The sequence below is a fragment of the Kytococcus sp. Marseille-QA3725 genome, from assembly GCF_054950055.1.
Window position 1 is genome coordinate 118172 of record NZ_JBUCLA010000001.1, and the last position, 24959, is coordinate 143130.

21 protein-coding genes and 3 tRNA genes are annotated in these 24959 nt (G+C 70.8%); 21 read left to right on the top strand and 3 right to left on the bottom strand.

Translation table 11 applies throughout. The features are described from left to right. Positions 1–7 precede the first annotated feature (7 nt). The 9 genes from ACY8FT_RS00490 (at position 8) to ACY8FT_RS00530 (ending at position 6477) form a co-directional block, all read left to right on the top strand. Complete coding sequence (locus ACY8FT_RS00490) at positions 8–1318, top strand: acetyl-CoA C-acetyltransferase (RefSeq protein WP_462417005.1); 1311 nt, start codon at positions 8–10, stop codon at positions 1316–1318. Continuing rightward, positions 1318–2823, top strand: coding sequence for a 3-oxoacyl-ACP reductase (locus ACY8FT_RS00495; RefSeq protein ID WP_462417006.1), 1506 nt, complete (start codon positions 1318–1320; stop codon positions 2821–2823). The genes ACY8FT_RS00490 and ACY8FT_RS00495 overlap by 1 nt, the downstream gene beginning before the upstream one ends. Position 2824: 1 nt before the next feature. After that, positions 2825–3769 carry a MaoC family dehydratase gene (locus ACY8FT_RS00500; protein WP_462417007.1) on the top strand — a complete coding sequence of 315 codons (945 nt, stop codon included), beginning with the start codon at positions 2825–2827 and terminating at the stop codon, positions 3767–3769. An 87-nt stretch (positions 3770–3856) separates the two neighbouring features. Next, positions 3857–3929 (top strand) — tRNA-Thr (locus ACY8FT_RS00505). 38 nt (positions 3930–3967) lie between these two features. Next, positions 3968–4041: transfer RNA gene (locus ACY8FT_RS00510), tRNA-Met, on the top strand. 82 nt (positions 4042–4123) lie between these two features. After that, entirely contained in the window at positions 4124–4294 is a 171-nt protein-coding gene (gene rpmG, locus ACY8FT_RS00515) for a 50S ribosomal protein L33 (RefSeq protein WP_462417008.1), read from the top strand. A gap of 82 nt (positions 4295–4376) precedes the next feature. Then, positions 4377–4880 (top strand): FAS1-like dehydratase domain-containing protein, encoded by a 504-nt coding sequence (locus ACY8FT_RS00520; RefSeq protein WP_462417009.1) that lies wholly within the window; start codon positions 4377–4379, stop codon positions 4878–4880. Further along, on the top strand, positions 4880–5356 hold the full coding sequence (locus ACY8FT_RS00525) for a MaoC/PaaZ C-terminal domain-containing protein (protein ID WP_462417010.1): 477 nt from the start codon (positions 4880–4882) through the stop codon (positions 5354–5356). The genes ACY8FT_RS00520 and ACY8FT_RS00525 overlap by 1 nt, the downstream gene beginning before the upstream one ends. Next, positions 5353–6477 (top strand): UDP-N-acetylmuramate dehydrogenase, encoded by a 1125-nt coding sequence (locus tag ACY8FT_RS00530; RefSeq protein WP_462417011.1) that lies wholly within the window; start codon positions 5353–5355, stop codon positions 6475–6477. The genes ACY8FT_RS00525 and ACY8FT_RS00530 overlap by 4 nt, the downstream gene beginning before the upstream one ends. 99 nt (positions 6478–6576) lie before the next feature. On the opposite strand, the gene ACY8FT_RS00535 is transcribed toward ACY8FT_RS00530, so the two are convergent. The 3 genes from ACY8FT_RS00535 to ACY8FT_RS00545 all read right to left on the bottom strand — a co-directional run bounded on the left by ACY8FT_RS00535 (position 6577) and on the right by ACY8FT_RS00545 (position 10330). After that, the gene (locus ACY8FT_RS00535; RefSeq protein ID WP_462417012.1) at positions 6577–7653 is read right to left on the bottom strand and encodes a metallophosphoesterase; all 1077 of its coding nucleotides are present in this window, start codon (positions 7651–7653) and stop codon (positions 6577–6579) included. A 66-nt stretch (positions 7654–7719) separates the two neighbouring features. Then, positions 7720–8805 (bottom strand): adenosine deaminase, encoded by a 1086-nt coding sequence (locus ACY8FT_RS00540; RefSeq protein WP_462417013.1) that lies wholly within the window; start codon positions 8803–8805, stop codon positions 7720–7722. A 295-nt stretch (positions 8806–9100) separates the two neighbouring features. Beyond that, positions 9101–10330 carry a pyridoxal phosphate-dependent aminotransferase gene (locus ACY8FT_RS00545; RefSeq protein ID WP_462417014.1) on the bottom strand — a complete coding sequence of 410 codons (1230 nt, stop codon included), beginning with the start codon at positions 10328–10330 and terminating at the stop codon, positions 9101–9103. Positions 10331–10514: 184 nt separating this feature from the next. On the opposite strand from ACY8FT_RS00545, the gene ACY8FT_RS00550 reads away from it, so the two are divergent. From ACY8FT_RS00550 to rpsG, 12 genes are all read left to right on the top strand, one after another. After that, positions 10515–10587 (top strand) — tRNA-Trp (locus ACY8FT_RS00550). Positions 10588–10628: 41 nt separating this feature from the next. After that, positions 10629–10925 (top strand): preprotein translocase subunit SecE, encoded by a 297-nt coding sequence (secE, locus tag ACY8FT_RS00555; RefSeq protein WP_462417015.1) that lies wholly within the window; start codon positions 10629–10631, stop codon positions 10923–10925. Between the two features lie 98 nt (positions 10926–11023). Continuing rightward, the gene (gene nusG, locus ACY8FT_RS00560; RefSeq protein WP_462417016.1) at positions 11024–11839 is read left to right on the top strand and encodes a transcription termination/antitermination protein NusG; all 816 of its coding nucleotides are present in this window, start codon (positions 11024–11026) and stop codon (positions 11837–11839) included. Between the two features lie 130 nt (positions 11840–11969). Beyond that, positions 11970–12401, top strand: a complete 432-nt coding sequence (gene rplK / locus ACY8FT_RS00565) for a 50S ribosomal protein L11 (protein ID WP_462417017.1) — start codon at positions 11970–11972, stop codon at positions 12399–12401. Between the two features lie 118 nt (positions 12402–12519). Continuing rightward, the gene (gene rplA, locus ACY8FT_RS00570; protein WP_462417018.1) at positions 12520–13215 is read left to right on the top strand and encodes a 50S ribosomal protein L1; all 696 of its coding nucleotides are present in this window, start codon (positions 12520–12522) and stop codon (positions 13213–13215) included. Positions 13216–13799: 584 nt separating this feature from the next. Further along, positions 13800–14426 (top strand): 50S ribosomal protein L10, encoded by a 627-nt coding sequence (gene rplJ / locus ACY8FT_RS00575; protein ID WP_462417019.1) that lies wholly within the window; start codon positions 13800–13802, stop codon positions 14424–14426. An 89-nt stretch (positions 14427–14515) separates the two neighbouring features. Beyond that, complete coding sequence (gene rplL, locus ACY8FT_RS00580) at positions 14516–14908, top strand: 50S ribosomal protein L7/L12 (RefSeq protein WP_462417020.1); 393 nt, start codon at positions 14516–14518, stop codon at positions 14906–14908. 173 nt (positions 14909–15081) lie between these two features. Further along, a complete protein-coding gene (locus tag ACY8FT_RS00585) occupies positions 15082–15894 on the top strand; it encodes an ATP-binding cassette domain-containing protein (RefSeq protein WP_462417021.1) in 813 nt (270 codons plus the stop codon). A gap of 335 nt (positions 15895–16229) precedes the next feature. Further along, a complete protein-coding gene (gene rpoB, locus ACY8FT_RS00590; RefSeq protein ID WP_462418369.1) occupies positions 16230–19715 on the top strand; it encodes a DNA-directed RNA polymerase subunit beta in 3486 nt (1161 codons plus the stop codon). A 51-nt stretch (positions 19716–19766) separates the two neighbouring features. Next, positions 19767–23660 (top strand): DNA-directed RNA polymerase subunit beta', encoded by a 3894-nt coding sequence (locus ACY8FT_RS00595; protein ID WP_462417022.1) that lies wholly within the window; start codon positions 19767–19769, stop codon positions 23658–23660. Positions 23661–24019: 359 nt separating this feature from the next. Next, positions 24020–24394, top strand: coding sequence for a 30S ribosomal protein S12 (gene rpsL, locus ACY8FT_RS00600; protein WP_015780024.1), 375 nt, complete (start codon positions 24020–24022; stop codon positions 24392–24394). Beyond that, the gene (gene rpsG, locus ACY8FT_RS00605; protein WP_070705857.1) at positions 24394–24864 is read left to right on the top strand and encodes a 30S ribosomal protein S7; all 471 of its coding nucleotides are present in this window, start codon (positions 24394–24396) and stop codon (positions 24862–24864) included. The genes rpsL and rpsG overlap by 1 nt, the downstream gene beginning before the upstream one ends. Positions 24865–24959: the final 95 nt, after the last annotated feature.

The window sequence follows — 24959 nt, forward strand, 5'->3', positions numbered from 1 at the left end:
AGCCAGCATGAGCCAGCACCCCACCTCCCGCCCCCGCGGTGACGCCCTCGTGGTGGCCGCCAACCGCATCCCCTTCGCCAAGGCGGGCGGCCGCTACGCGCACGCCAGCAACCAGGACATGCTCACCGCCGCGCTGGACGGCCTGGTCGCACGGCACGGTCTGGCCGGTGAGCGGCTGGGGGAGGTCGCCGCCGGCGCCGTCCTCAAGCACGCCCGCGACTACAACCTCACCCGCGAGGCCGTGCTCGGGTCCGCGCTCGACGCACGCACCCCCGCCCACGACCTGCAGCAGGCCTGCGGGACGGGGCTGGAGACGATCGTCCAGGTGGCCAACAAGATCTCCCTCGGCCAGATCGACGCGGGCATCGGGGCGGGTGTCGACACCGCCTCCGACGCGCCCGTGTCCCTGGGTGACGGTCTGCGGCGGGCCCTGCTGGACGCCTCCCGTGCGCGCACGCTCGGGCAGCGCCTCGCCGCGCTCGCGGCCGTGCGACCGGGCGACCTCGCGCCCGAGACCCCTCGGAACGCCGAGCCCCGCACCGGCCTGTCGATGGGGGAGCACATGGCCCGCACCGCGGCGGCGTGGGGCATCTCCCGGGAAGCTCAGGACGCGCTCGCGGCAACGAGTCACCAGCGGCTGGCCGCAGCCTGGGACGAGGGGTTCTTCGACGACCTCGTGACCCCTTTCCTGGGACTCGACCGCGACGAGCTGCTGCGGCCGGACAGCACCGCGGAGAAGCTCGCCGAGCTCAAGGTGGTCTTCGGGCGGGACGGACACGCCGGGCAGCCCGGCACCCTCACCGCGGGCAACTCGACGGCGCTCTCCGACGGTGCCAGCGCTGTGCTGCTGGCGAACGAGCGGTGGACGGCGGAGCGCCGGATCACGCCGCTGGCCCGCCTGGTGGACGCCGAGAGCGCGGCGGTCGACCACGTCCACGGGCCGGACGGTCTGCTCATGGCCCCGGTCTTCGCCGTTCCCCGGCTGCTGCAGCGGCAGGGCCTGTCCCTGCAGGACTTCGACTTCTACGAGGTCCACGAGGCGTTCGCCGCCACCGTCGAGGTGACCCTGGCGGCCTGGGAGGACGACGACTTCTGCCGCGCCCGCCTCGGCCTGCCCGGGGCGCTGGGGCCGATCGACCGGAGCCGCCTGAACGTCAAGGGCTCCTCGCTCGCGGCCGGCCACCCGTTCGCCGCCACCGGCGGCCGGATCGTCGGCACCCTGGCCACGCTGCTGCACCAGCAGGGCCGAGGGCGGGGGCTCGTCTCGATCTGCGCCGCCGGCGGCCAGGGCGTCGTGGCGATCCTGGAGGCCGTGTGATGACCGACCCGTCGACGAAGGGAGCCGCCGTGGCCACCTCCCAGGACACCTACCTGGAACTCGTGAACTCGCCGTGGGGGTCCAGGGTCGCCCGGACGCTGGGGCTTCCCCGGCCGGTGCCCCTGCGACGCCACCGGCCGGGACAGCCGCTCCAGGAGGGCCCCGCGGTGCTGGCCGGTGCCGGTGCGGCGCCCCTGCTGGACCCGGTGGAGACCTTCCTGGCCGGGCAGGGGGTCGCGGTGCGGCGCCCGGAGCTCCCGACCGAGGAGCCGGCGCCCGAGAGAGGTGCCCCGTCCGACGGCGCGTCCGAGGAGGAGCGCCCCGCGGTGCTGGTGCTGGACCTGACCGCCGCGACCACCCTGGCGGACCTCGACGTCATCCGCCGGGCGGCGCGCGCCACGCTCAAGCGCCTGGCCCGCAGCGGGCGGGTGCTGATGCTGGCGACCACGCCGGAGGAGCTCGTCCGGCGGGGAGCCCCGGTGGAGCAGGTGGCGACGGCGCGTGCGGTCGAGGGTGTCATGCGCTCGATCGGCAAGGAGCTCCGTGGCGGTGCCACGGCGAACCTGCTGCACGTGGACCCCGAGCTCGTGCCAGGCGGCTCCGCCGCCCTCGCCCCCGAGCTCGTCGAGCCGCTGGAGTTCCTGCTCTCGGCCCGGTCGGCCTACGTCTCCGGCCAGCCGCTGCGGGTCCGGGCCGCCGACCCCTCCCGCGGCGTGGCCACCGGGCGTGCCGCGGCCGGGGAGCAGGTGCGGGCCGACCGGCCACACGCGGGCAGCACGGTCGTGGTGACCGGTGCCGCGCGGGGTATCGGGGCCGACATCGCGCGCACCCTCGCCCGTGACGGGGCGGAGGTCGTCGGTGTCGACCTGCCGCAGGCCGGGGAGTCCCTCGCCCGGGTCATGAACGAGATCGGTGGGACCGCCCTGCAGCTCGACATCACGGCCCCGGGCGCGGGCGAGCGCATCGCCGCGGCCGTTGCGCGCACGGCCGCGGGCACCCTGCAGGCGATGGTGCACAACGCGGGGATCACCCGCGACAAGCTGCTGGTCAACACCGACGCCGCCCGTTGGGAGTCGGTGCTCCGGGTGAACCTCGCAGCCCAGTTCGCCATCAACGAGGTGCTCCTCTCGGGGATCGAGGGCGGGTTCGCGCCGGGTGGGGCGATCGTCGGCGTCTCGTCGACCTCCGGCATCGGGGGCAACCGCGGGCAGGCCAACTACGCCGCTTCCAAGGCGGGCGTGATCGGCATGGTCGACGCGCTTGCGCCGCAGCTCGCGCCGCGGGGCGTCACGGTGAACGCGGTGGCCCCGGGCTTCATCGAGACCGAGATGACCGGCAGCATGCCGGCCCTCGTCCGGGAGGTCGGGCGCCGCATCAACTCCATGGGTCAGGGCGGTCTGCCGGTGGACGTCGCCGAGGCCATCGCCTTCCTGGCGCGCCCGGGCAACGGTGGGGTCACCGGCCAGGTCCTGCGGGTCTGCGGCCAGAGCCAGCTGGGGGCGTGAGATGACGAGTCGCAGCACCTCTCCGACACGCGTCCCGTCGGCGTCGTCCGAGGTCGAGCTCCTCGAGGCCGTCCCGCACCCCGTCGCCCTCTTCCCCCGCGCCGTGCGTGCCCGGGGCCGCGGGAACCCGAGCCCGGAGGACCTCCCCGTGCGCCGTCTCGTGGTGCCCGGGGCCGGGTGGAGCATCCGGGAGCTCGCGGACTACTCGCGCCTCTGCGGATACCCCCTCGGTGGGCCGGTGCCCTCCACCTGGCTGCACGTGCGCACCTTCGGGCTGCAGATGCGGCTCATGACGGCCGACGACTTCCCGCTGGCCGTGCTCGGGCTCGTCCACCTGGCGAGCCGCTGGCGCATGCACGACCCGGTGGCGCCCGACGCGCGCCCGAGGCTCATGGTGTGGGCGCAGGACCTGGTCCCGCACGCCAAGGGTGCGCAGGTCACGCTCGCCGCGTCCGCCGAGGTGGACGGCCGGGTCGTCTGGGAGGGGTGGAGCGACTACCTCTCCCGGGGCACCACGCTGTCCGGGGCTACGGAGCTCTCCCGGGGCACGGGGCCGGCTGCCGGGGTGCCCACCCCGGAGCCCTCGGAGGCGGCAGCCCTGCCCGAGCGGGCCCGCTGGCGCCTGGGGGCCGACGCCGGGCGGCGCTACGCCGCGGTTTCCGGTGACGCGAACCCCATCCACCTCTCGGCCCCGACCGCCCGCCTGTTCGGGTTCCCGCGCGCGATCGCCCACGGCATGTTCACCGCCGCCCGGACAGTGGCCTGGCTCGGGCCGCAGGTGCCGGCCGCACACGAGATCGACGTGCGCTTTGCGAAGCCGCTGCTGCTGCCGGCCGCGGCCGTGCTGCGTTCGGACCGCTCGAGAGGCGTCTCCCGGGTGGCGGTCACCTCGCGGGACGCCTCCCGGGTGCACATGACGGGTTCCGTGCGCCCGCTCGGTCACTGAGGGAACGTGCAGATTCCGCGTCGTTTCAACGATTGGCGCGATCGGCACATCGTGTGTAACATTCTCCGAGCGGTCCGAAGGCCGCAAGCCCCTATAGCTCAGTCGGTAGAGCGTCTCCATGGTAAGGAGAAGGTCAGCGGTTCGATTCCGCTTGGGGGCTCTGGTGGTGGCCGGCCCGAGGGTCGGCCGTCCCGCCGCGGCGGGGTAGCTCAGCTGGTTAGAGCGCACGACTCATAATCGTGAGGTCAGGGGATCGAGCCCCCTCCCCGCTACTGGCAGACGGATCCTGGAACGGACCTGATGCCGTGCCCCGTAGGCACACCACGAACAATCCGTCCGAGAGCAGGTTGCCCCATGGCCAGCAAGAGCGCTGACGTCCGCCCGAAGATCACTCTGGCGTGCACGGACTGCAAGGAGCGCAACTACATCACCAAGAAGAACCGTCGGAACAACCCCGACCGTCTTGAGCTGAAGAAGTTCTGCGCCCGCTGCGACCAGCACACCGCGCACCGCGAGACCCGCTGAGGTCCGCACCACGCCTCCAGGAGGGCCGCCCCGCACGGGGCGGCCCTCCTGCGTGTCCGGGGTGTTCGCATAGGGTTCGGGCATGACGCCTGTCGAGACCGACGTCGCGACCGCCGGCACCCTCGCCGAGCGGATCAGCGGCCGCAGCTGGACCCTGTCGGACCCCTACCAGGTGGCCCGCCCCGCCATCCGCGAGTTCGCGCGGGCCGTGGGGGCGGAGCACCCGGTGCACCACGAGGTGGAGGCGGCCGTCGCCGCCGGCTACGCCGACCTGGTCGCCCCGCCCACCTTCGTCGTCAAGGTCACCCAGGCCGCCGACTTCCTGATGCTGGCCGACCCCGAGCTGGGCATCCGGCTGCAGAACGTGGTGCACGGGGAGCAGTCCTTCACGCACGAGCGCCCGGTCGTCGCCGGTGACGAGCTGACGGCCACCACGGACGTGTCCTCGGCCAAGATGGCGGGCACCACCTGCATGCTCCAGCTGCGCACCACGGTGCGGGACGAGGCGGACGACCTCGTGACCACCGGCACCTCCACGCTGGTCATCTCGACGGCCACCGACGCGGCGTCCCCGAAGGAGTCCTGATGACCCAGCAGCCCGAGACCGGTGTGCCCGCCCAGGACACCCCGACCGTGCGCGCCGCCGAGCTGTCGGTGGGTGACGTCGTCCTCGAGGAGACCGTCCGGCTCGACCGCGCGGATCTCGTGGCCTACGCCGGCGCATCCGGCGACCACAACCCCATCCACTGGAGCGATCGCATCGCGACCGAGGTGGGCCTGCCGGGCGTGCTCGCCCACGGCATGCTCACCATGGGCCGCGCCGCCACCTGCGTCGGCGACTGGGCCGGTGATCCCGCCCGCGTGCTCGGTGTCTCCACCCGCTTCTCGGCCCCCGTGGTCGTCCCCGACCCGGGTGGGGCGGTGCTCACCGTGACGGCCACGGTCAAGGCGGTGGACGGCGACCAGGTGACCCTGACCCTCGCGGTCGCCCAGGAGGGTGCGTCCAAGCCCGCCCTCGGTCGCGCGACCGCGGTCGTCGACCTCTCCGGGAGCGCGGCATGAGCGCGCCGACCCTCTCGGACGCCTCGGCCGTCGAGCACGACACCCCGCTGGCGCCGCTCACCACGCTGCGGGTGGGCGGTCCGGCCAGCACCCTCGTCCGGGCGACCACCCAGGAGGACCTCGTGGCCGCCGTGCGCCACGCCGACACGAACGGGGACGACCTGCTGCTGGTCTCCGGGGGCTCCAACCTCGTGATCAGCGACGCGGGTTTCGCCGGCACGGTCGTGCAGGTGGCCACCCGCGGCATCGTGGACGAACCGGTCGCCGACGGCGGTAGCGCGGGGCGGATCGAGGTGAGTGCGGCCGCAGGCGAGCCGTGGGACGCGTTCGTGGCGCACTGCGTCGAGCAGGGGTGGAGCGGTGTCGAGGCCCTGTCCGGCATCCCCGGCTGCGTCGGCTCGACGCCCATCCAGAACGTCGGCGCCTACGGTCAGGACGTCTCGCAGACCATCACCGGGGTCCGGGTGCTGGACCGGGAGTCCGGCGAGCTGCGCGAGATGTCCGCGGCCGAGTGCGAGTTCGCCTACCGCGACTCGCTGTTCAAGCGCACGCAGAAGGGCTCGACGGGCCGCTACGTCGTCCTCGAGGTGACCTTCCGCCTCGAGCAGGGCGGTCTGTCCCAGCCGGTGGCCTACGCCGCCCTGGCCTCCGGGCTGGACGTCGAGATGGGCGAGCGGGTGGCGCTGGCCGATGCACGGGAGGCCGTGCTGGCCCAGCGGCGTCAGCGGGGCATGGTCTGGGACGCCGATGACCACGACACCTGGTCGTGCGGCTCGTTCTTCACCAACCCGATCATCACCGCCGCCCAGATGGACGAGGTGCGGGCCCACGTCATCGAGCGGCTGGGTGTCGCGGCGCCGGAGCCGCCCGAGTTCCCCGCCGGGGAGGGCATGGTCAAGACCAGCGCGGCCTGGCTCATCGACAAGGCCGGCTACGGCAAGGGCTACGCGATGCCCGGGCCCGCGGCCCTCTCCACCAAGCACCCCCTGGCGATCACCAACCGGGGTGACGCGACGGCTGCCGACGTCGCGGCCCTCGCGCGCGAGGTGCGCCAGGGCGTGGAGGACGCCTTCGGGGTGCGACTGGTCAACGAGCCGGTGTTCGTCGGCCACCAGCTCTGAGGCCCAGCCCCGCAGAGCCTGAGGGAGGCCCACCCCCGATGGGGTGGGCCTCCGTCATGTCCGGGACGCCGGGGACCGGTCGTCGGAGCGCCCTGCCGATCAGGCGCGGCGAGCGCGGACCAGCACCACGCCACCGGCGGCCAGCAGGCCGAGCGCGGCCGCACCGGCAGCGCCGTCGTGCCCCTCGCCGGTGGTCGCCCCGGTGTCCACGATCGGGCCCTCCCGGCCCACCCGGTGGGTCTCGAAGAAGAACACCTCCTCGGTGGAGGGGTCCACGGTCATGCTGAGCCAGTCGGTGGCGGTGTCGCCGAAGGTCTCCACGCGCGTGAGGTTCTCGACGCCCCCGTACGCGGGCTCGTTCTCGTACTGGTGCTCGTCGCCGTGCAGCAGCAGGACCGGGCCGTCGAAGGCGGTGGCCCGCTCGAGCAGGAGGGCGCGCTCGGCGGCGAAGCCGGGTACGTCGGCGACCGGCTCGGCCTGCATCATGATCGCCACGGCCTCGTCCCCGCGCTCCTCCGCGGCGTCGAAGGCGGCGTCGATCCAGTCCAGGTTCGCCGCGCGCCGCTCACGGACCTCGGCCATGCGCTCGGCCGGGCGGTCGCCCTCGGCCAGCTCGTCCCAGGGGGCCTCGCCGTTCTCGCTGCCCACCACGTGGACCGTGGCGAAGGTCGTTCCCGCGGCGTGGAAGCGGACGTTCTCCACCGACTGGGCGTGGTCCGGCTGCTCGGCGGACTGCGGGGTGACCTCCATCGAGCGACCGCCGATGGTGCCCGAGGGGTTCGGGTAAAAGAGCCCGCGCGCGTGCTCCAGGCGCTCCGTCGGGATGTAGCGGCCCGCCTTCTCGCGGTGGCAGTCGGTCCACTCGTTGTCGCCCGGGGTCAGGACGAAGGGGGCCTCGAAGGTGTCGTACAGAGCCCGTGAGCGGGCCAGCAGCTCGTCGGAGCAGGGGGTGGAACCGGACTTCACGTCACCGGCGTGGAACACCCAGTCCCAGCTGTCGGTGCCGTTGACGTCGTCCACGAGGGCCGGGAACTGCTCGGTCTGCTCCGGGCCGTAGGGGGTGTCGCCGAGGACGGCCACACGGGCGACATCCTCCGTGGGCGGCTCACCGGCCCAGGCGGGGGTGGCCAGGGTGGTGAGGGCGGCGAGGGACACGAGGGACAGGGTGCGCTTCATGCGCGCACCCTCCTGCACCCGGGTGTCGCACGGGTGGCGCGCAGGTGTCCTGCAGGTGGCGGGTGGTCAGCGCCCGGCGACCCAGGCGTCGATGTCCACCTCGGCCGCGGCCACGACCTCCTGCGGGGCGCGGCTCGCGGCGAAGGAGGCCTTGGCCAGGTTCCCCAGGGCCGTCGAGTCCAGACCGTGGACGTCGCGTGCGGCGACGTACTGATCCGCCAGCCGCGAGCCGAAGAGCAGCGGGTCGTCGGCTCCCAGGGCGATGGTCGCGCCGGCGTCGAGCAGCTCGCGCAGCGGCACCTGCGCCAGGGCCGAGTAGACGCCGAGGGCCACGTTGCTGCCGGGGCACACCTCCAGCGCGATGCCGCGGCGGACCACCTCGGCGAGCAGATCGGGGTCCTCGCTGGCACGCACCCCGTGCCCCAGTCGGTGGGGTCCGAGTGCTCGCAGGGCGTCGTCGACGTGCCGGGGACCGAGCAGCTCGCCAGCATGCGGCACCGAGGCCAGCCCCGCCCGGCGGGCGATCGCGAACGCCCGCTCGAACTCGACGGTCTCGCCCCGGCGCTCGTCGTTGGAGAGGCCGAAGCCGACCACAGTGCCCGGTCCCTCGCCGGCGTGCTGGGCGGCCAGCCGGGCCAGGGCGCGGGCGTCGAAGGGATGGCGGGTGCGGCTGGCGGCCACGACGACGGCCACCCCCACCCCCTCCTCCTCGGAGGCACGGGCGGCCTCGTCCAGCACGATCTCCAGGGCGGGGGTGATGCCGCCGACGTGCGGCGCGTAGCTCGTCGGGTCGACCTGGATCTCCAGCCACCGGGAGCCCTCGGAGGCGTCGTCCTGCGCGGCCTCGCGGACGATCCGGCGCATGTCCGCCTCGGTCGTGACGCAGGCGCGGGCGGCGTCGTAGAGGCGCTGGAAGCGGAACCACCCGCGCTCGTCCGTGGCGCGGAGGGTGGGGGGCCAGTCGTCCACCAGGGCGCTGGGCAGGCGCATGCCCTTCTCGGCGGCGAGCTCGCGGAGCGTCCCGATCCGCATCGACCCCGTGAAGTGCAGGTGCAGGTGGGCCTTCGGCAGGCCCAGGAGCGGGTCACCCGGCCGGAGCAGGCCACCTGTGACGACGTCGTCGGGGGAGGGCGGGGTGGTACCGGCATCCATGGCGTGAGTCTGTCACCCGCCCCCGCGGGTCCGTCGCGCGGCCCGCGTCGTCGACCTCAGGCGTCGTCGGCCTCGGCGGCGGCGTCCTCGACTACCTCGCTGCCGTCGGAGACGAGGTCCTCGGTGCTCAGGTCCTCGGCGCGGTGCGGGAAGCTGTTGTCGCTCCTACCTCGAGTCTGTCACCCGAGCCAGGGACTGGTCCCGTCGAGAGGAGGGCCCCGGGGCGTTCGCCCCGGGGCCCGTTCGTCCCACCTGTTCCCCGTGCCTCAGTCGCACGGGGAAGTGCTCGACCGCCTCAGCGGGCCTCGCCCAGCAGCTTCTGGATGCGGCCCACGCCCTCGGCCAGGTCCTCGTCGCCCAGTGCGTAGGACAGCCGCAGGTAGCCCGACGGGCCGAAGGCCTCACCCGGCACGACGGCGACCTCGGCCTCCTCCAGGATCAGCGCGGCCAGCTCCAGCGAGGTCTGCGGGGTGCGCCCGCGGATCTCCTTGCCCAGGACGCCCTTCACGGACGGGTAGGCGTAGAAGGCGCCCTCCGGCCTCGGGCACTCCACCCCATCGATCTCGTTGAGCATCCGCACGATCGTCTGCCGGCGGCGGTCGAAGGCCTCGTGCATGCGCTCGACGTCCTCCAGGCCGCCCTCCAGCGCCGCGATCGCGGCGCGCTGGGAGACGTTCGCGACGTTCGAGGTGGCGTGCGACTGCAGGTTGGTCGCCGCCTTGATGACGTCGGCCGGGCCCGCCATCCAGCCGACGCGCCAGCCCGTCATCGCGTAGGTCTTGGCCACGCCGTTGAGTACCACGCAGGTGTCCGCGAGCTCGGGGACCACCACCGGCAGGGAGTGGAACTCCGCGTCGCCGTAGACCAGGTACTCGTAGATCTCGTCGGTGACCACCCAGATGCCGTGCTCCAGCGCCCAGCGCCCGATGGCCTCCATCTCGTCCCGGGTGAAGACCGCACCGGTGGGGTTGGAGGGGGAGACGAAGACCAGCGCCTTGGTGTTCTCGGTGCGCGCGGCCTCGAGCTGCTCGACGGTCACCTTGTACTGCTGGGTCTCGTCGGCGAAGACCTCGACGGGGATGCCGCCGGCGAGCTTGATGGACTCCGGGTAGGTGGTCCAGTAGGGGGCGGGCAGCAGCACCTCGTCACCCGGGTCGAGGAGCGCCGCGAAGGTGTTGTAGACGGCCTGCTTGCCGCCGTTGGTGACCAGCACCTGCTGCGGGGTCAGCTCCCGGCCGGAGTGGCGCTTCGTCGCCTCCACGATGGCCTGCTTGAGCTCCGGCAGGCCGCCGGCGGGCGTGTAGCGGTGGTTCGCCGGGTCCTGGCACGCGGCCGACGCGGCGTCGACGACGTGCGCGGGCGTGGGGAAGTCGGGCTCACCGGCGCCGAATCCGATGACGGGGCGTCCCTGTGCCTTGAGCTCCTTGGCCTTGGCGGTGACCGCCAGGGTCGCGGACTCGGCGATGGCGCCGATGCGACGGGAGACGCGGGCTGGCTGCTGGGCGGAGGACGTGTCCTGAGTCATGCCCCTCATTCTGGCAGCCTCCCGCGGTGCGTCGGCCCCATGTCCCCCGGGCGGGGCGTCGGCCCGCAGCGGGAACGCGGGGTCGTGGACGGGACCGGGTGGCGGTGGAGGCGGTCCCTGCAGTAGAGTCCTCGGTCGGTGCATCAGCGTGCACCGACCTCGTCGTCCGCCCCACGGTCGACGAAGGGCATTAGCTCAATTGGTAGAGCACCGGTCTCCAAAACCGGGGGTTGGGGGTTCGAGTCCCTCATGCCCTGCGCAGTCCGTCCCAGCGGAACCAGCACGTGAAGGAGTGACGGTGTCCGAGCAGAGCGCGGCGCCCGCCGAGCGCAGCACGGCCCCGGCCGGCCCGAACGGTCAGGTTCCGCTGCGGGAGCGCAAGGCCCAGGGGAGCAACCCCGTGTCCCGCTCCTTCAACGCAGTCGTCCTGTTCCTGCAGCAGGTGATGGACGAGCTGAGCAAGGTCGTCCGGCCGACCCGTGAGGAACTGGTCAGCTACACGATCGTGGTGATCGTGTTCGTGGTCGCCATGATGATGTTCGTGTTCGGGCTCGACCAGGCGTTCTCGCGGCTGATCGACGTCGTCTTCGCCTGAGGCCGAGGCGCCACCCCGGGGCGGCCGCCGCCGAGTCGCGACCCGGGCAGAGCGATCCGCCGGACCCCGGCAACCAGCACACGTGGAGGAACCAGATCATGTCCGAGGAGACGCCTGACCAGGCGACCGAGTTCGAGGCCGACCAGGCCGTCGAGCAGGACGCTCCGGCCGACGAGGTCGAGCAGTCCGCCCCCGAGGCGGAGGAGTCGCCCGAGGCCGCCGACCAGGACGTGGACGCCGCCGGTGCGGACGAGCCCGACGCCGCGGAGGACGCCGTCCCCACGGCCGAGGACCAGGCCAAGGAGTTCAAGGCCATGCTGCGCGGTCAGTTCGGTGACTGGTACGTGCTGCACACCTACGCCGGGTACGAGAAGCGCGTTAAGGCCAATCTCGAGCAGCGCGCCGTCTCCATGAACATGGAGGACCACATCTTCCAGGCCGAGGTGCCGATGGAGACGGTCACCGAGATCAAGAACAACCAGAAGAAGACGGTCGAGCGCGTGCGCATGCCCGGCTACTGCCTGGTGCGCATGGACCTCACCAACGCCTCCTGGGGCACCGTCCGCAACACCCCCGGTGTCACCGGCTTCGTCGGCAACGCGACCGACCCCGTGCCGCTGAGCCTGGACGAGGTGTTCGACATGATGGCCCCCGACTTCGAGTCGCAGGCCGAGGCCGCCGCCGGCTCCCAGGAGGGCGCGACCACGGTCGAGTCGCAGGCCGGCACGCCGCAGATGCCGCACGTCGACTTCGAGGTCGGTGAGGCCGTCACCGTCATGGAGGGTCCGTTCGAGACCCTTCCTGCCACGATCTCCGAGATCAACGTCGAAGCACGCAAGGTGCAGGTGCTGGTCTCGATCTTCGGCCGGGAGACCCCGGTCGAGCTCGCGTTCAACCAGGTCGCCAAGATCTGATGCGGCGGGCGGGGCCACGTGCCCCCGCTCCCGTCGGGCCCCGCGGGGCCCGGACCCGCCACCGTGCGCGACGGTGGCACTGCAACCGGGTCATCGCCCACGGCGTAGGCCCACGACGAAGGAGAACAGCATGGCCCCCAAGAAGAAGGTCGCCAGCTTCATCAAGCTGCAGATCGAGGCCGGCGCCGCCACCCCGGCGCCCCCGGTCGGCCCGGCGCTCGGTGCCGCCGGCGTCAACATCATGGAGTTCGTCAAGGCGTACAACGCCGCGACGGAGAACCAGCGCGGCAACATCATCCCGGTGGAGATCACGGTCTACGAGGACCGCTCCTTCACCTTCATCACCAAGACCCCGCCGGCCGCCCAGCTCATCAAGAAGGCTGCCGGCGTCGCCAAGGGTTCCGGTGAGCCGCACGTGACCAAGGTCGGCAAGATCACCGACGCCCAGATCGGCGAGATCGCCGAGCTCAAGATGGCCGACCTGAACGCCAACGACATGGACATGGCCAAGCGCATCATCGCCGGCACCGCCCGCTCCATGGGCATCACCGTCGAGGGCTGAGTCCTCGGTGCCGCTCCCCGCGGCACCACCGCCGCCACGGCCTCCCGTGGCGGCTCCCCAGTGGCAGGGCCGGCGCTGGCCCGATGACCACGACTCCACACCGAACACCAGGAGAATCATGAAGCGCAGCAAGAACTACCGCGCCGCAGCGGAGAAGATCGAGGAGGGCCGGGTCTACACCCCCCGTGAGGCCATCGCCCTCGCCCAGGAGATCTCCACCACCAAGTGGGACTCCACCGTCGACGTGTCCCTGCGTCTGGGCATCGACCCGCGCAAGGCCGACCAGATGGTCCGCGGCACCGTGAACCTGCCCAACGGCACCGGCAAGACGGCCCGCGTCGTCGTGCTGGCCAACGCCGACAAGGCCGAGGCCGCCCGCGAGGCCGGCGCCGACCACGTCGGCTCCGACGACCTGGTCGAGAAGATCGCCGGCGGCTGGCTGGACTTCGACGCCGTCGTCGCCACCCCGGACCTCATGGGCAAGGTCGGTCGACTGGGCAAGGTCCTGGGCCCCCGCGGCCTGATGCCGAACCCGAAGACCGGCACGGTGACCATGGACGTCGCCAAGGCCGTCTCCGACATCAAGGGCGGCAAGATCGAGTTCCGCAACGACAAGCACGCCAACGTGCAGTTCATCATCGGCAAGTCGTCCTTCTCGACCGACCAGCTGGTCGAGAACTTCGAGGCCGCGATGGACGAGGTCATGCGTCTGCGTCCGTCGGCTGCCAAGGGTCGTTACATCACCCGCTCGGTGCTCTCCACCACGATGGGCCCCGGCATCCCGCTGGACCTGTCCGCGAAGACCGAGGCCTGAGCGCAGCACGTCCGCTCCGCCGGGCGCGTCCCGGCAGTGCTCCACGAAGGGCCCCCTCCGATCGGAGGGGGCCCTTCGTCGTCCCGGGCCCCGCTCGTCGGGCCGGCCTCCGGCGCCGACGGTGCATCCCGGTGCGGCCGCCGGCGTGGGCCGGTTCGGCCGTGCCCAGAACCATCAGGAGGACGGCGAGTGCGGTGGCCGCGGTGACCTGGACGGCCTTTGGGGCCGACCGGGCCCGTTGCAACGGAGCGAGGAGGCCGTCGCCGAAGGGGTCGGGACGGTGCCCGGTGACATCCGTCATCGGGAAGGGGTGGGGCTCGGCTTTGCGTGGGCGGCACCCGGTCGGCTAATCTGATGCGACCAATGACCGCCGGTCGTTGGTGCCTGCGCGCCGGAGACGGCAGGCGGGCACCACCGAAGGTTCCGCTCGACGGACGACCCGCGCAGGTGTGAGATGAGCTCCCCGTGGAGCCGACGACAGGTGCAGTACGCGCCATCGGTGTCGGCTTCAGGAGTTTGCCCCGTGCCTGCGCACGGGGTTTTTTCGTTCGTGGGCCCGGCATCACCACTGTAAGGAGGCCCACATGGCGAATCCCGAGAAGGATGCCGTCATCGCCGAGATCGCGTCGAATCTGCGCGACTCGAACGCGGCCGTGCTGACCGAGTACCGCGGCCTGACCGTGGCGCAGATGGCGGAGCTCCGCACCAAGCTGCGCGGCAACGCGACGTACTCCGTGGTGAAGAACACGCTGACCGCCCGTGCGGCGGCCGAGGTGGGGATCGACGCGTTCGACGACCACCTGACCGGCCCCACCGCCATCGCCTTCGTCACCGGTGACCCGGTCGAGGCGGCCAAGGGTCTGCGTGACTTCGCCAAGGAGAACGACAAGCTGGTCATCAAGGCCGGTCTCGTGGACGGGCAGGCCTACACGGCCGCCGACCTCGAGAAGCTCGCTAGCCTGGAGAGCCGCGAGACGCTGCTGGCCAAGCTGGCCGGCGCGATGAAGGCTCCGATGGCCAACACGGCGTCGCTGCTCAACGGCGCGCCCGCGCAGATGGCACGCCTGGCCGAGGCCCTGCGCGCCAAGGTCGAGACCGAGGGCCCGGTGTCCGGCGCCCCGGCCGCTGCAGACGCGCCCGCCGAGGACGCAGCTGCGCAGGACTCCGAGGAGTCCACCACCGACGTCGCCGAGGGTGGCGACGACAACTGATCGCCCGGGCACCCGCCCAGCGACCAGACCACATCACCCGCCCGGTCCGCCGGGCACGCCACTCACGGCAGTAACGAAAGGAAGCCACCATGGCCAAGCTCAGCAACGACGAGCTCATCGAGCAGTTCAAGGAGATGACGCTGATCGAGCTCTCCGAGTTCGTGAAGCAGTTCGAGGAGGTCTTCGAGGTCACCGCCGCCGCGCCGGTCGCGGTCGCCGGTGCCGCCCCGGCCGCTGGCGGCGACGCCGGCGCCGGTGCCGACGAGGAGAAGACCGAGTTCGACGTCATCCTCGCCGCCGCCGGTGACAAGAAGATCGGCGTCATCAAGGAGGTGCGCGGTCTGACCTCCCTGGGTCTGAAGGAGGCCAAGGACCTCGTGGACGGCGCCCCCAAGCCCGTCCTGGAGGGTGTCTCCAAGGAGGAGGCCGACAAGGCCAAGGAGGCCCTCGAGGGCGCCGGCGCCACCGTCGAGGTCAAGTGATCTCCGGGGATCACTGATCCCCTCTCCGCACCGCGGACGCCGAGCGGGCCCCACCCTTTCCGGGTGGGGCCCGCTTCGTCGTCCCGGAAAACCGGGTGACCTCGTCGGTGGGGACCTCTACGTCGAGCGCATGTCGCCGGACCGCGCCCCGATCGCAACCCGGTACCCCCTCCGTGCGGCCGGTCGGCTGGCGCCGGCTCGCCACGCAGGTGACCCTGGCCGCGCTGGTCATCCTGGGCGTCGGCGGTGTCGGGCAGTCGGTCGGTGCGGTCGTCGCGGGACGACCCGCCGAGGACCCTGACACGACGCTCGTGGGTTGGCTCGCCGTCGCGCTGGTCGGGGGCGTGCTGCTCGACGCGGTCGGGCGGCTCCTGTGGGTCGGGGAGGTCGACCGGGCCGAGGGGGAGCTCATCGACCGCATCGACGACGACGCGCGCGAGATCGGCCTGCTGAGCCGGGAGATGCTGTGGAACGTGTTGTCGACGGTCGTCTCGATCGTGCCCATGTGGGTGGTCGCCGGCCTGACCTGGTGGCCCTGCCCCCGGGGGGGGGGGCTGGTCTCGAGGGCGGCACCCGTCCCCGAGCCGGTGCGTGCCGAACCGCTGAGGCACCTGGAGACGCAGGACCTCGAGATGGTCCACGACGACGGGACCGTCGGGGTGGAAGGAGCGCGGCTCAGGGTGGAGGCCGGGGAGCTGGTGCTCCTGGTGGGGGCGGTGGGCTCCGGCAAGTCCAGCCTGCTCCGCGGCCTCGCCGGCCTCGAGCACACCCGCGGGTCCATCCGGTGGAACGGGCGGCCGGTGGCCGACCCGGAGTCGTTCCTGCGTCCTGGGGACCTCGCCGGGCGACCCGCGGGGCTCGGTCGTGCGTGTCGGATTGACCCTGCCCCGTGGGCTGGGGCACAGTGCAACCGCCCGCGGACCGGGGTGGGGCGGGAGGCAGTCGTGGACGCGGCGGGGTGGCCCGCGCCCGTCGGCGTCCCTTGACGGGGTGGGGTGTGTCGTGTACTGTGACTCTTTGCGCTGCCCCCTGCTCTCTATCTCTCTACTCGTGACGCCCGCGCCAGACGACCACCGGATCCTCCGCCTCGCGCGTGGGAGAGGCCGTCGTCAGACCGTCCTGACCCAGACCGTTCGCGCCGTGTGCGCGGTGACCGCCGTCGACCGACCGTCCTCCAGCCCGCATCCTCGGGGCCGGGGTCCGTGGGTGATGAACGGTGGATCCGGTGGGGGTCGGTTCGTGGGCTCCCGGGTGAGGCGACGGGGAGGGGCCGGGTGGCGTGACCGCACCGAACATGCACGGCCTTGAGGAAGGACACTCCTTGGCTGCCTCGCGCACTGCTGACCAGAACGTCTCGACCGCACGCACCGCTTCCGGGCGTCTGTCGTTCTCCCGCATCCACGAGCCCCTGGAGGTCCCGGACCTCCTGGCCCTCCAGACCGAGAGTTTCGACTGGCTGCTCGGCAACGAGGCTTGGCAGGAGCGGGTGGCCGAGGCGAAGGCCGCCGGCCGCAACGACCTCTCGATGACCTCGGGGCTGGAGGACATCTTCGAGGAGATCTCCCCGATCGAGGACTTCTCCGAGACGATGTCGCTGAGCTTCTCGGAGCACCGCTTCGAGGAGATCAAGTACACCGAGGACGAGTGCATCGAGCGGGACATGACCTACTCGGCCCCGCTGTTCGTCACTGCCGAGTTCATGAACGGCGAGACCGGTGAGATCAAGTCGCAGACCGTCTTCATGGGTGACTTCCCCCTGATGACGAAGCGCGGCACCTTCATCATCAACGGCACCGAGCGTGTCGTCGTCTCCCAGATCGTCCGCTCCCCGGGCGTCTACTTCGAGCGCTCCTTCGACCGGGCGACCGACAAGGAGATCTACTCGGCCAAGATCATCCCCAGCCGTGGTGCGTGGCTGGAGTTCGAGGTCGACAAGAAGGACATGGTCGGGGTCCGTGTCGACCGCAAGCGCAAGCAGTCGGTCACTGTGCTCCTGAAGGCCCTCGGCTGGACCGAGGCCCAGATCCTCGAGGAGTTCGGCCAGTACGAGTCCATCCGGGCCACCCTGGAGAAGGACCACACGGCCAACCAGGACGAGGCGCTGCTGGACATCTACCGCAAGCTGCGCCCGGGCGAGCCGCCGACGGTCGAGGCCGCCCAGAACCTGCTGGACAACCTCTACTTCAACGGCAAGCGCTACGACCTGGCCAAGGTCGGCCGCTACAAGATCAACAAGAAGCTGGGCCTGGACGCCGAGCTGACCGACTCCACGCTGGGTGTCGAGGACATCGTCCGCACCATTCGCTACATCGTGGCGCTGCACGCCGGTGAGACCACCATGACCGGCACCCGCCACGGCGAGGAGGTGGAGCTGCGCGTCGAGACCGACGACATCGACCACTTCGGCAACCGTCGCCTGCGTACCGTCGGCGAGCTCATCCAGAACCAGGTCCGAACCGGCCTGTCGCGCATGGAGCGCGTCGTCCGTGAGCGCATGACCACCCAGGACGTCGAGGCGATCACGCCGCAGACCCTGATCAACATCCGTCCCGTGGTGGCGGCCATCCGCGAGTTCTTCGGCACCAGCCAGCTCTCGCAGTTCATGGACCAGAACAACCCGCTGGCGGGCCTGACGCACAAGCGTCGTCTGAGCGCCCTCGGCCCGGGTGGTCTGTCCCGTGACCGCGCCGGCATGGAGGTCCGCGACGTCCACCCGTCGCACTACGGCCGCATGTGCCCGATCGAGACGCCCGAGGGTCCCAACATCGGTCTGATCGGTGCGCTGGCCTCCTACGGCCGGATCAACCCCTTCGGCTTCGTCGAGACCCCCTACCGGGCGGTCAAGAACGGTTACGTCTCCGACGACGTCCAGTACCTGACGGCGGACGAGGAGGACGACTTCGTCATCGCCCAGGCGAACGCCCCGCTCACCGAGGACGGGCAGTTCGCCGGCGAGCGCGTGCTCGTGCGCTCCAAGGGCGGCGAGGTCGAGTTCGTGCCGCGCGAGGAGGTCGACTACATGGACGTCTCGCCGCGCCAGATGGTGTCGGCCGCGACCGCCATGATCCCGTTCCTCGAGCACGACGACGCCAACCGTGCCCTGATGGGCGCCAACATGCAGCGTCAGGGCGTGCCGCTGGTGCAGGCCGAGGCCCCGCTGGTGGGTACCGGCATCGAGCACCGTGCCGCGCTGGACACCGGTGACGTGGTGCGTGCCGACAAGGCCGGCGTCGTGCAGTCGGTGTCCGCCGACCTGGTCAGCGTCCAGAACGACGACGGCACCTACCAGGCGTACCGCATCGACAAGTTCAGCCGGTCCAACCAGGGCACCTGCTACAACCAGCGCGTCGTGGTCTCGGCCGGCGACCGCGTGGAGAAGGGCCAGCTCATCGCGGACGGCCCGTCCACCGACCAGGGCGAGATGGCGCTGGGCAAGAACCTGCTCGTGGCCTTCATGCCGTGGGAGGGCTACAACTACGAGGACGCGATCATCCTGTCGCAGCGCCTCGTGCAGGACGACACGCTCTCCTCGATCCACATCGAGGAGCACGAGATCGACGCCCGCGACACCAAGCTGGGCCCGGAGGAGATCACGCGGGACATCCCGAACGTCTCCGACGACGTGCTCTCCGACCTCGACGAGCGCGGCATCATCCGCATCGGTGCCGAGGTGCGCGACGGCGACCTGCTGGTCGGCAAGGTCACCCCGAAGGGTGAGACCGAGCTGACCCCGGAGGAGCGCCTGCTGCGCGCCATCTTCGGCGAGAAGGCCCGCGAGGTCCGCGACACCTCCATGAAGGTGCCGCACGGCGAGACCGGAACGGTCATCGGCGTGAAGGTCTTCGACCGCGAGGAGGGTGACGAGCTGCCCCCGGGCGTGAACCAGATGGTCCGCGTCTACGTGGCGAACAAGCGCAAGATCACCGACGGTGACAAGCTCGCCGGCCGTCACGGCAACAAGGGGGTCATCTCCAAGATCCTCCCGGTGGAGGACATGCCCTTCCTGCCCGACGGCACCCCGGTGGACGTCGTGCTCAACCCGCTGGGTGTGCCCAGCCGCATGAACGTCGGCCAGGTGCTCGAGCTCCACCTCGGCTGGGCGGCCGCCAACGGCTGGAAGATCGAGGGCGACCCCGAGTGGGCGCAGAACCTCACCGCGGCCCACCGCGAGACCGAACCGTGGACCCGCGTGGCCACCCCGGTGTTCGACGGTGCGCGCGAGGAGGAGATCACCGGTCTGCTCGACTCGACCCACCCGTCGCGCGACGGCGACCGGCTGATCGACGGCTCCGGCAAGGCCCGCCTGTTCGACGGCCGCACCGGTGAGCCGTACCCGGACCCGGTGTCCGTGGGCTACATGTACATCCTCAAACTCCACCACCTGGTGGACGAGAAGATCCACGCCCGCTCCACCGGCCCGTACTCGATGATCACGCAGCAGCCGCTGGGTGGTAAGGCCCAGTTCGGTGGCCAGCGCTTCGGTGAGATGGAGGTCTGGGCCCTGGAGGCCTACGGCGCCGCCTACGCGCTGCAGGAGCTGCTGACGATCAAGTCCGACGACGTCACGGGACGCGTCAAGGTCTACGAGTCCGTCGTCAAGGGCGACAACGTCCCCGAGCCCGGCATCCCCGAGTCCTTCAAGGTGCTCATCAAGGAGATGCAGTCCCTGTGCCTGAACGTCGAGGTCCTCTCGACCGACGGCCAGAACATCGACCTGCGCGAGCAGGACCAGGAGGTCTTCCGCGCGGCGGAGGAGCTCGGCATCGACCTGAGCCGGCGCGAGCCGAGCTCGGTCGAAGAGGTCTGAGAAGACCCCGAGCAGACCCTCTAGCCCCCGGAACACGAGAGAAGGACACCTGTGCTCGACGTCAACTTCTTCGACGAGCTTCGCATCGGACAGGCCACTGCCGACGACATCCGCCAGTGGAGCCACGGCGAGGTCAAGAAGCCGGAGACCATCAACTACCGCACCCTGAAGCCCGAGAAGGACGGACTCTTCTGCGAGAAGATCTTCGGTCCCACCCGGGACTGGGAGTGCTACTGCGGCAAGTACAAGCGCGTGCGCTTCAAGGGCATCATCTGCGAGCGCTGCGGTGTCGAGGTGACCCGCTCGGCCGTGCGCCGTGAGCGCATGGGCCACATCGAGCTGGCCGCCCCGGTCACGCACATCTGGTACTTCAAGGGTGTGCCCAGCCGCCTCGGCTACCTGCTGGACCTGGCCCCGAAGGACCTCGAGAAGGTCATCTACTTCGCCGCCTACGTCATCACCGAGGTGGACGAGGAGGGTCGCCACAACGACCTGCCCTCGCTGGAGGCCGAGATCCAGACGGAGATCAAGGCCACCGAGAGCCGCCGCGACGCGGACGTCGAGGCCCGGGCCAAGAAGCTCGAGAGCGACATCGCCGAGCTCGAGGCCGAGGGCGCCAAGTCCGACGCCAAGCGCAAGGTGCGCGACTCCGCCGAGCGCGAGATGAACCAGATCCGCAAGCGCGCCGACCAGCAGATCGAGCGCGTGGAGCAGGTCTGGGACCGTTTCAAGAACCTCAAGGTCCAGGACCTCGAGGGCGACGAGATGCTCTTCCGCGAGATGCGCGACCGCTTCGGCATGTACTTCGAGGGCGGCATGGGCGCCGCGGCGCTCCAGAAGCTGCTGCAGGGCTTCGACCTCGAGGCCGAGGCCGAGAAGCTGCGCGAGATCATCGCGACCGGCAAGGGCCAGAAGAAGACCCGCGCCCTGAAGCGCCTCAAGGTGGTCACGGCCTTCCTGACCACCGACAACGAGCCGCAGGGCATGGTCCTGGACGCCGTCCCGGTCATCCCGCCGGACCTGCGTCCGATGGTGCAGCTGGACGGTGGCCGCTTCGCGACCTCCGACCTGAACGACCTGTACCGCCGCGTCATCAACCGCAACAACCGTCTGAAGCGCCTGCTCGACCTCGGTGCGCCCGAGATCATCATCAACAACGAGAAGCGCATGCTGCAGGAGTCCGTGGACTCCCTGTTCGACAACGGTCGTCGCGGTCGTCCGGTCACCGGTCCGGGCAACCGTCCGCTGAAGTCGCTCTCGGACATGCTCAAGGGAAAGCAGGGTCGCTTCCGTCAGAACCTGCTGGGCAAGCGCGTGGACTACTCGGGCCGTTCGGTCATCGTGGTGGGTCCGCAGCTCAAGCTGCACCAGTGCGGTCTGCCCAAGCAGATGGCCCTGGAGCTCTTCAAGCCGTTCGTGATGAAGCGTCTGGTCGACCTCGACCACGCGCAGAACATCAAGTCGGCCAAGCGCATGGTCGAGCGCCAGAACCCGATGGTGTGGGACGTGCTCGAGGAGGTCATCACCGAGCACCCGGTGCTGCTGAACCGTGCACCCACGCTGCACCGCCTCGGCATCCAGGCGTTCGAGCCGCAGCTCATCGAGGGCAAGGCGATCCAGATCCACCCGCTGGTCTGCACCGCCTTCAACGCCGACTTCGACGGTGACCAGATGGCCGTGCACCTGCCGCTGTCCGCCGAGGCGCAGGCCGAGGCCCGCATCCTGATGCTCTCGAGCAACAACATCCTCAAGCCGGCCGACGGCCGGCCGGTGACCATGCCGACCCAGGACATGATCATCGGTCTGTACCACCTGACCTCCCAGGTGCTCGGCACGGACGACCTGAAGACCGAGGACCTCCGCCACTTCGCCAGCCAGTCCGAGGCCCGCATGGCCTACGACCGCGGTGAGATCGAGCTCGGGACCCCGATCGTCATGCGTCTGCCGCACGTCGTGCCGCCCGCCGGCTTCGATGGCGAGCTGGAACTCGACGAGAAGGGCTACGCGCCGATGCTGACCCTGCAGACCACGCTGGGTCGGGCGATCTTCAACGAGTCGCTGCCGGAGAACTTCCCGTTCGTGAACAACGCGGTGGACAAGAAGGTCCTCTCCAACATCATCAACGCCCTGGCCGAGCGCTACGACAAGGTCGACGTCGCCGCCTCGCTGGACGCGCTGAAGGAGAACGGCTTCTACTGGGCCTCCCGCTCGGGTACGACCGTGGCCATCTCCGACGTCGTGGTGCCGGACAACAAGTCCGAGATCCTCGAGAGCTACGAGACCAAGGCCGCCAAGGTGCAGGTGCAGTACGAGCGCGGTCTGATCACCGACGACGAGCGCCGTCAGGAGCTCATCGAGATCTGGACGCAGGCGACCAACGAGGTCGCGAAGGTCATGGAGAACAACTTCCCGGCCGACAACCCGATCTACCGCATGGTCACCTCCGGTGCCCGTGGTAACTGGTTCCAGCTGCGTCAGATCGCCGGCATGCGTGGCCTCATGGCCAACCCGAAGGGTGAGATCATCCCGCGTCCGATCAAGGCCTCGTTCCGCGAGGGCCTGACGGTGCTGGAGTTCTTCATCTCGACGCACGGTGCCCGAAAGGGTCTGGCCGACACCGCGCTGCGTACCGCCGACTCGGGTTACCTGACCCGTCGCCTGGTGGACGTCTCGCAGGACGTCATCGTCCGCGAGGCCGACTGCGGCACCGGTCGCGGCGTGAAGGTCACCATCGGTCAGCGGGGCCTGGAAGGCACCGTGACGGTGGACGACGAGGTCGAGTCGACCGCCTACGCCCGCACCGTGGCGGAGGACATCGAGGTCGACGGCACCCTCGTGGCGAACGCCGGTGACGACCTGGGTGACGTGCTCATCGAGAAGCTCGTGGCGGCCGGCGTGGACAAGGTCAAGGTCCGCTCCGTGCTCACCTGCGAGTCCACGGTCGGCACCTGCGCCAAGTGCTATGGCCGCTCGCTGGCCACCGGCCAGCTGGTCGACATCGGTGAGGCCGTCGGCATCGTCGCCGCGCAGTCGATCGGTGAGCCCGGCACCCAGCTGACGATGCGCACCTTCCACACCGGTGGTGTGGCCGGTGACGACATCACGCAGGGTCTGCCGCGTGTGGTCGAGTTGTTCGAGGCGCGCACCCCGAAGGGTGTCGCCCCGATCGCCGAGGCCGCCGGTCGCATCCGCATCGAGGACGCGGACAAGCAGCGTCGGATCATCCTGGTGCCGGACGACGGCACCGAGGAGCACGCCTACCTCGTCGGCAAGCGCACCCGCCTCCTGGTGGAGGAGGGGCAGGCGGTCGTGGCCGGGCAGCAGCTCGTCGTCGGTGCGGTGGACCCGAAGCAGGTCCTGCGCATCCTCGGCCCGCGGGCCGTCCAGCAGCACCTCGTCGACGAGGTGCAGGGCGTCTACCGCCAGCAGGGTGTGTCGATCCACCAGAAGCACATCGAGGTGATCGTCCGCCAGATGCTGCGTCGCATCACCATCATCGAGGAGGGTGCGACCAACCTGCTGGCCGGTGACCTGGTGGAGCGCTCCCGCTTCGAGGCCGAGAACCGTCGCGTGGTGGCCGAGGGCGAGAAGCCCGCCTCGGGCCGTCCCGAGCTGATGGGCATCACCAAGGCCTCGCTGGCCACGGAGTCCTGGCTGTCGGCGGCCTCCTTCCAGGAGACCACCCGCGTCCTCACCGAGGCCGCGATGCACGGCAAGGGCGACCCGCTGTTGGGCCTCAAGGAGAACGTCATCCTCGGAAAGCTCATCCCCGCCGGCACGGGGCTGCAGCGCTACCGCAACGTCACCGTCGAGCCCACCGAGGAGGCGAAGGCTGCGGCGTACGCGGTCAGCGACTTCGAGAGCTTCGACTTCTCGGCGTTCGGCGAGGGCACCGGCGAGGCGGTCCGCCTCGACGAGGTGGACACCGGCGACTACCGCTGGTGAGCCGCGCCGCCCACCCGGGCGGACGTCGCTGAGATCGTGAGGGCCCCTCCGCCGGAGGGGCCCTCACGGCATTCCGGGCGAGTGCGCGCTCTGGTGCGGGAGATGCCGCGGGTCGCCCGGCCCATCCCGATTTGGCCCGTGGCCACGGGTGCAATAAAGTATTCGATTGGCGTGGGCTCACCTGCGCCGTCCCCTCACCGGGCAGCCCGGCGATGCCGTGGAAGTGCGGGTGGGGGAGCGTGCGACCGCACGACGTCGCGATCCGGTCGGACCCGTCGGCCCGGTGTCGCGGTGGCGGTCGTGCGACTCATCCAGGAGCCGTGAGAGCGGCGACAACGACGAAACACGGAGTTTCATCAGTGCCTACCATCAACCAGCTGGTCCGCAAGGGCCGCCGGGACAAGGTCAAGAAGCTTGACGCCCCGGCCCTCAAGGGCTCGCCCCAGCGCCGTGGCGTGTGCACCCGCGTGTACACCACCACCCCCAAGAAGCCGAACTCGGCCCTCCGCAAGGTCGCGCGTGTGCGCCTGACCAGCGGCATCGAGGTCACGGCCTACATCCCGGGCGTCGGCCACAACCTGCAGGAGCACTCGATCGTCCTCGTCCGCGGCGGCGGCGTGAAGGACCTCCCGGGTGTCCGCTACAAGATCATCCGCGGTGCGCTCGACGCCCAGGGCGTCAAGGACCGCAACCAGGCTCGTTCCCACTACGGCGCGAAGAAGGAGAAGAAGTAATGCCTCGTAAGGGCCCCGCTCCCAAGCGCCCGTTGGCCGTCGACCCGGTGCACGGGTCGCAGCTGGTCACGCAGCTGGTGAACAAGATCCTGCTGGACGGCAAGAAGTCCGTCGCCGAATCCATCGTCTACGGCGCCCTCGAGGGCGTGCAGGAGAAGACCGGCACCGACCCCGTCCAGACCCTCAAGCGCGCCCTGGACAACATCCGTCCGGCCCTCGAGGTCAAGTCCCGCCGTGTCGGTGGTGCGACCTACCAGGTGCCGATCGAGGTCAAGCCGGCTCGTGCTACCACCCTCTCCCTGCGCTGGCTCGTGGGCTACGCCCGCCAGCGTCGTGAGAAGACGATGACCGAGCGCCTCATGAACGAGATCCTCGACGCCTCGAACGGCCTGGGTGCCGCGGTCAAGCGCCGCGAGGACACCCACAAGATGGCCGAGGCCAACAAGGCGTTCGCCCACTACCGCTGGTGATCCGGTGGTCACCGGTGGTGGCCACGTGCCACCATCGGTGACCGTCGCTGCGCGGCAGTGCACTGACTACACCTGACGAACACACCCACTCGAGC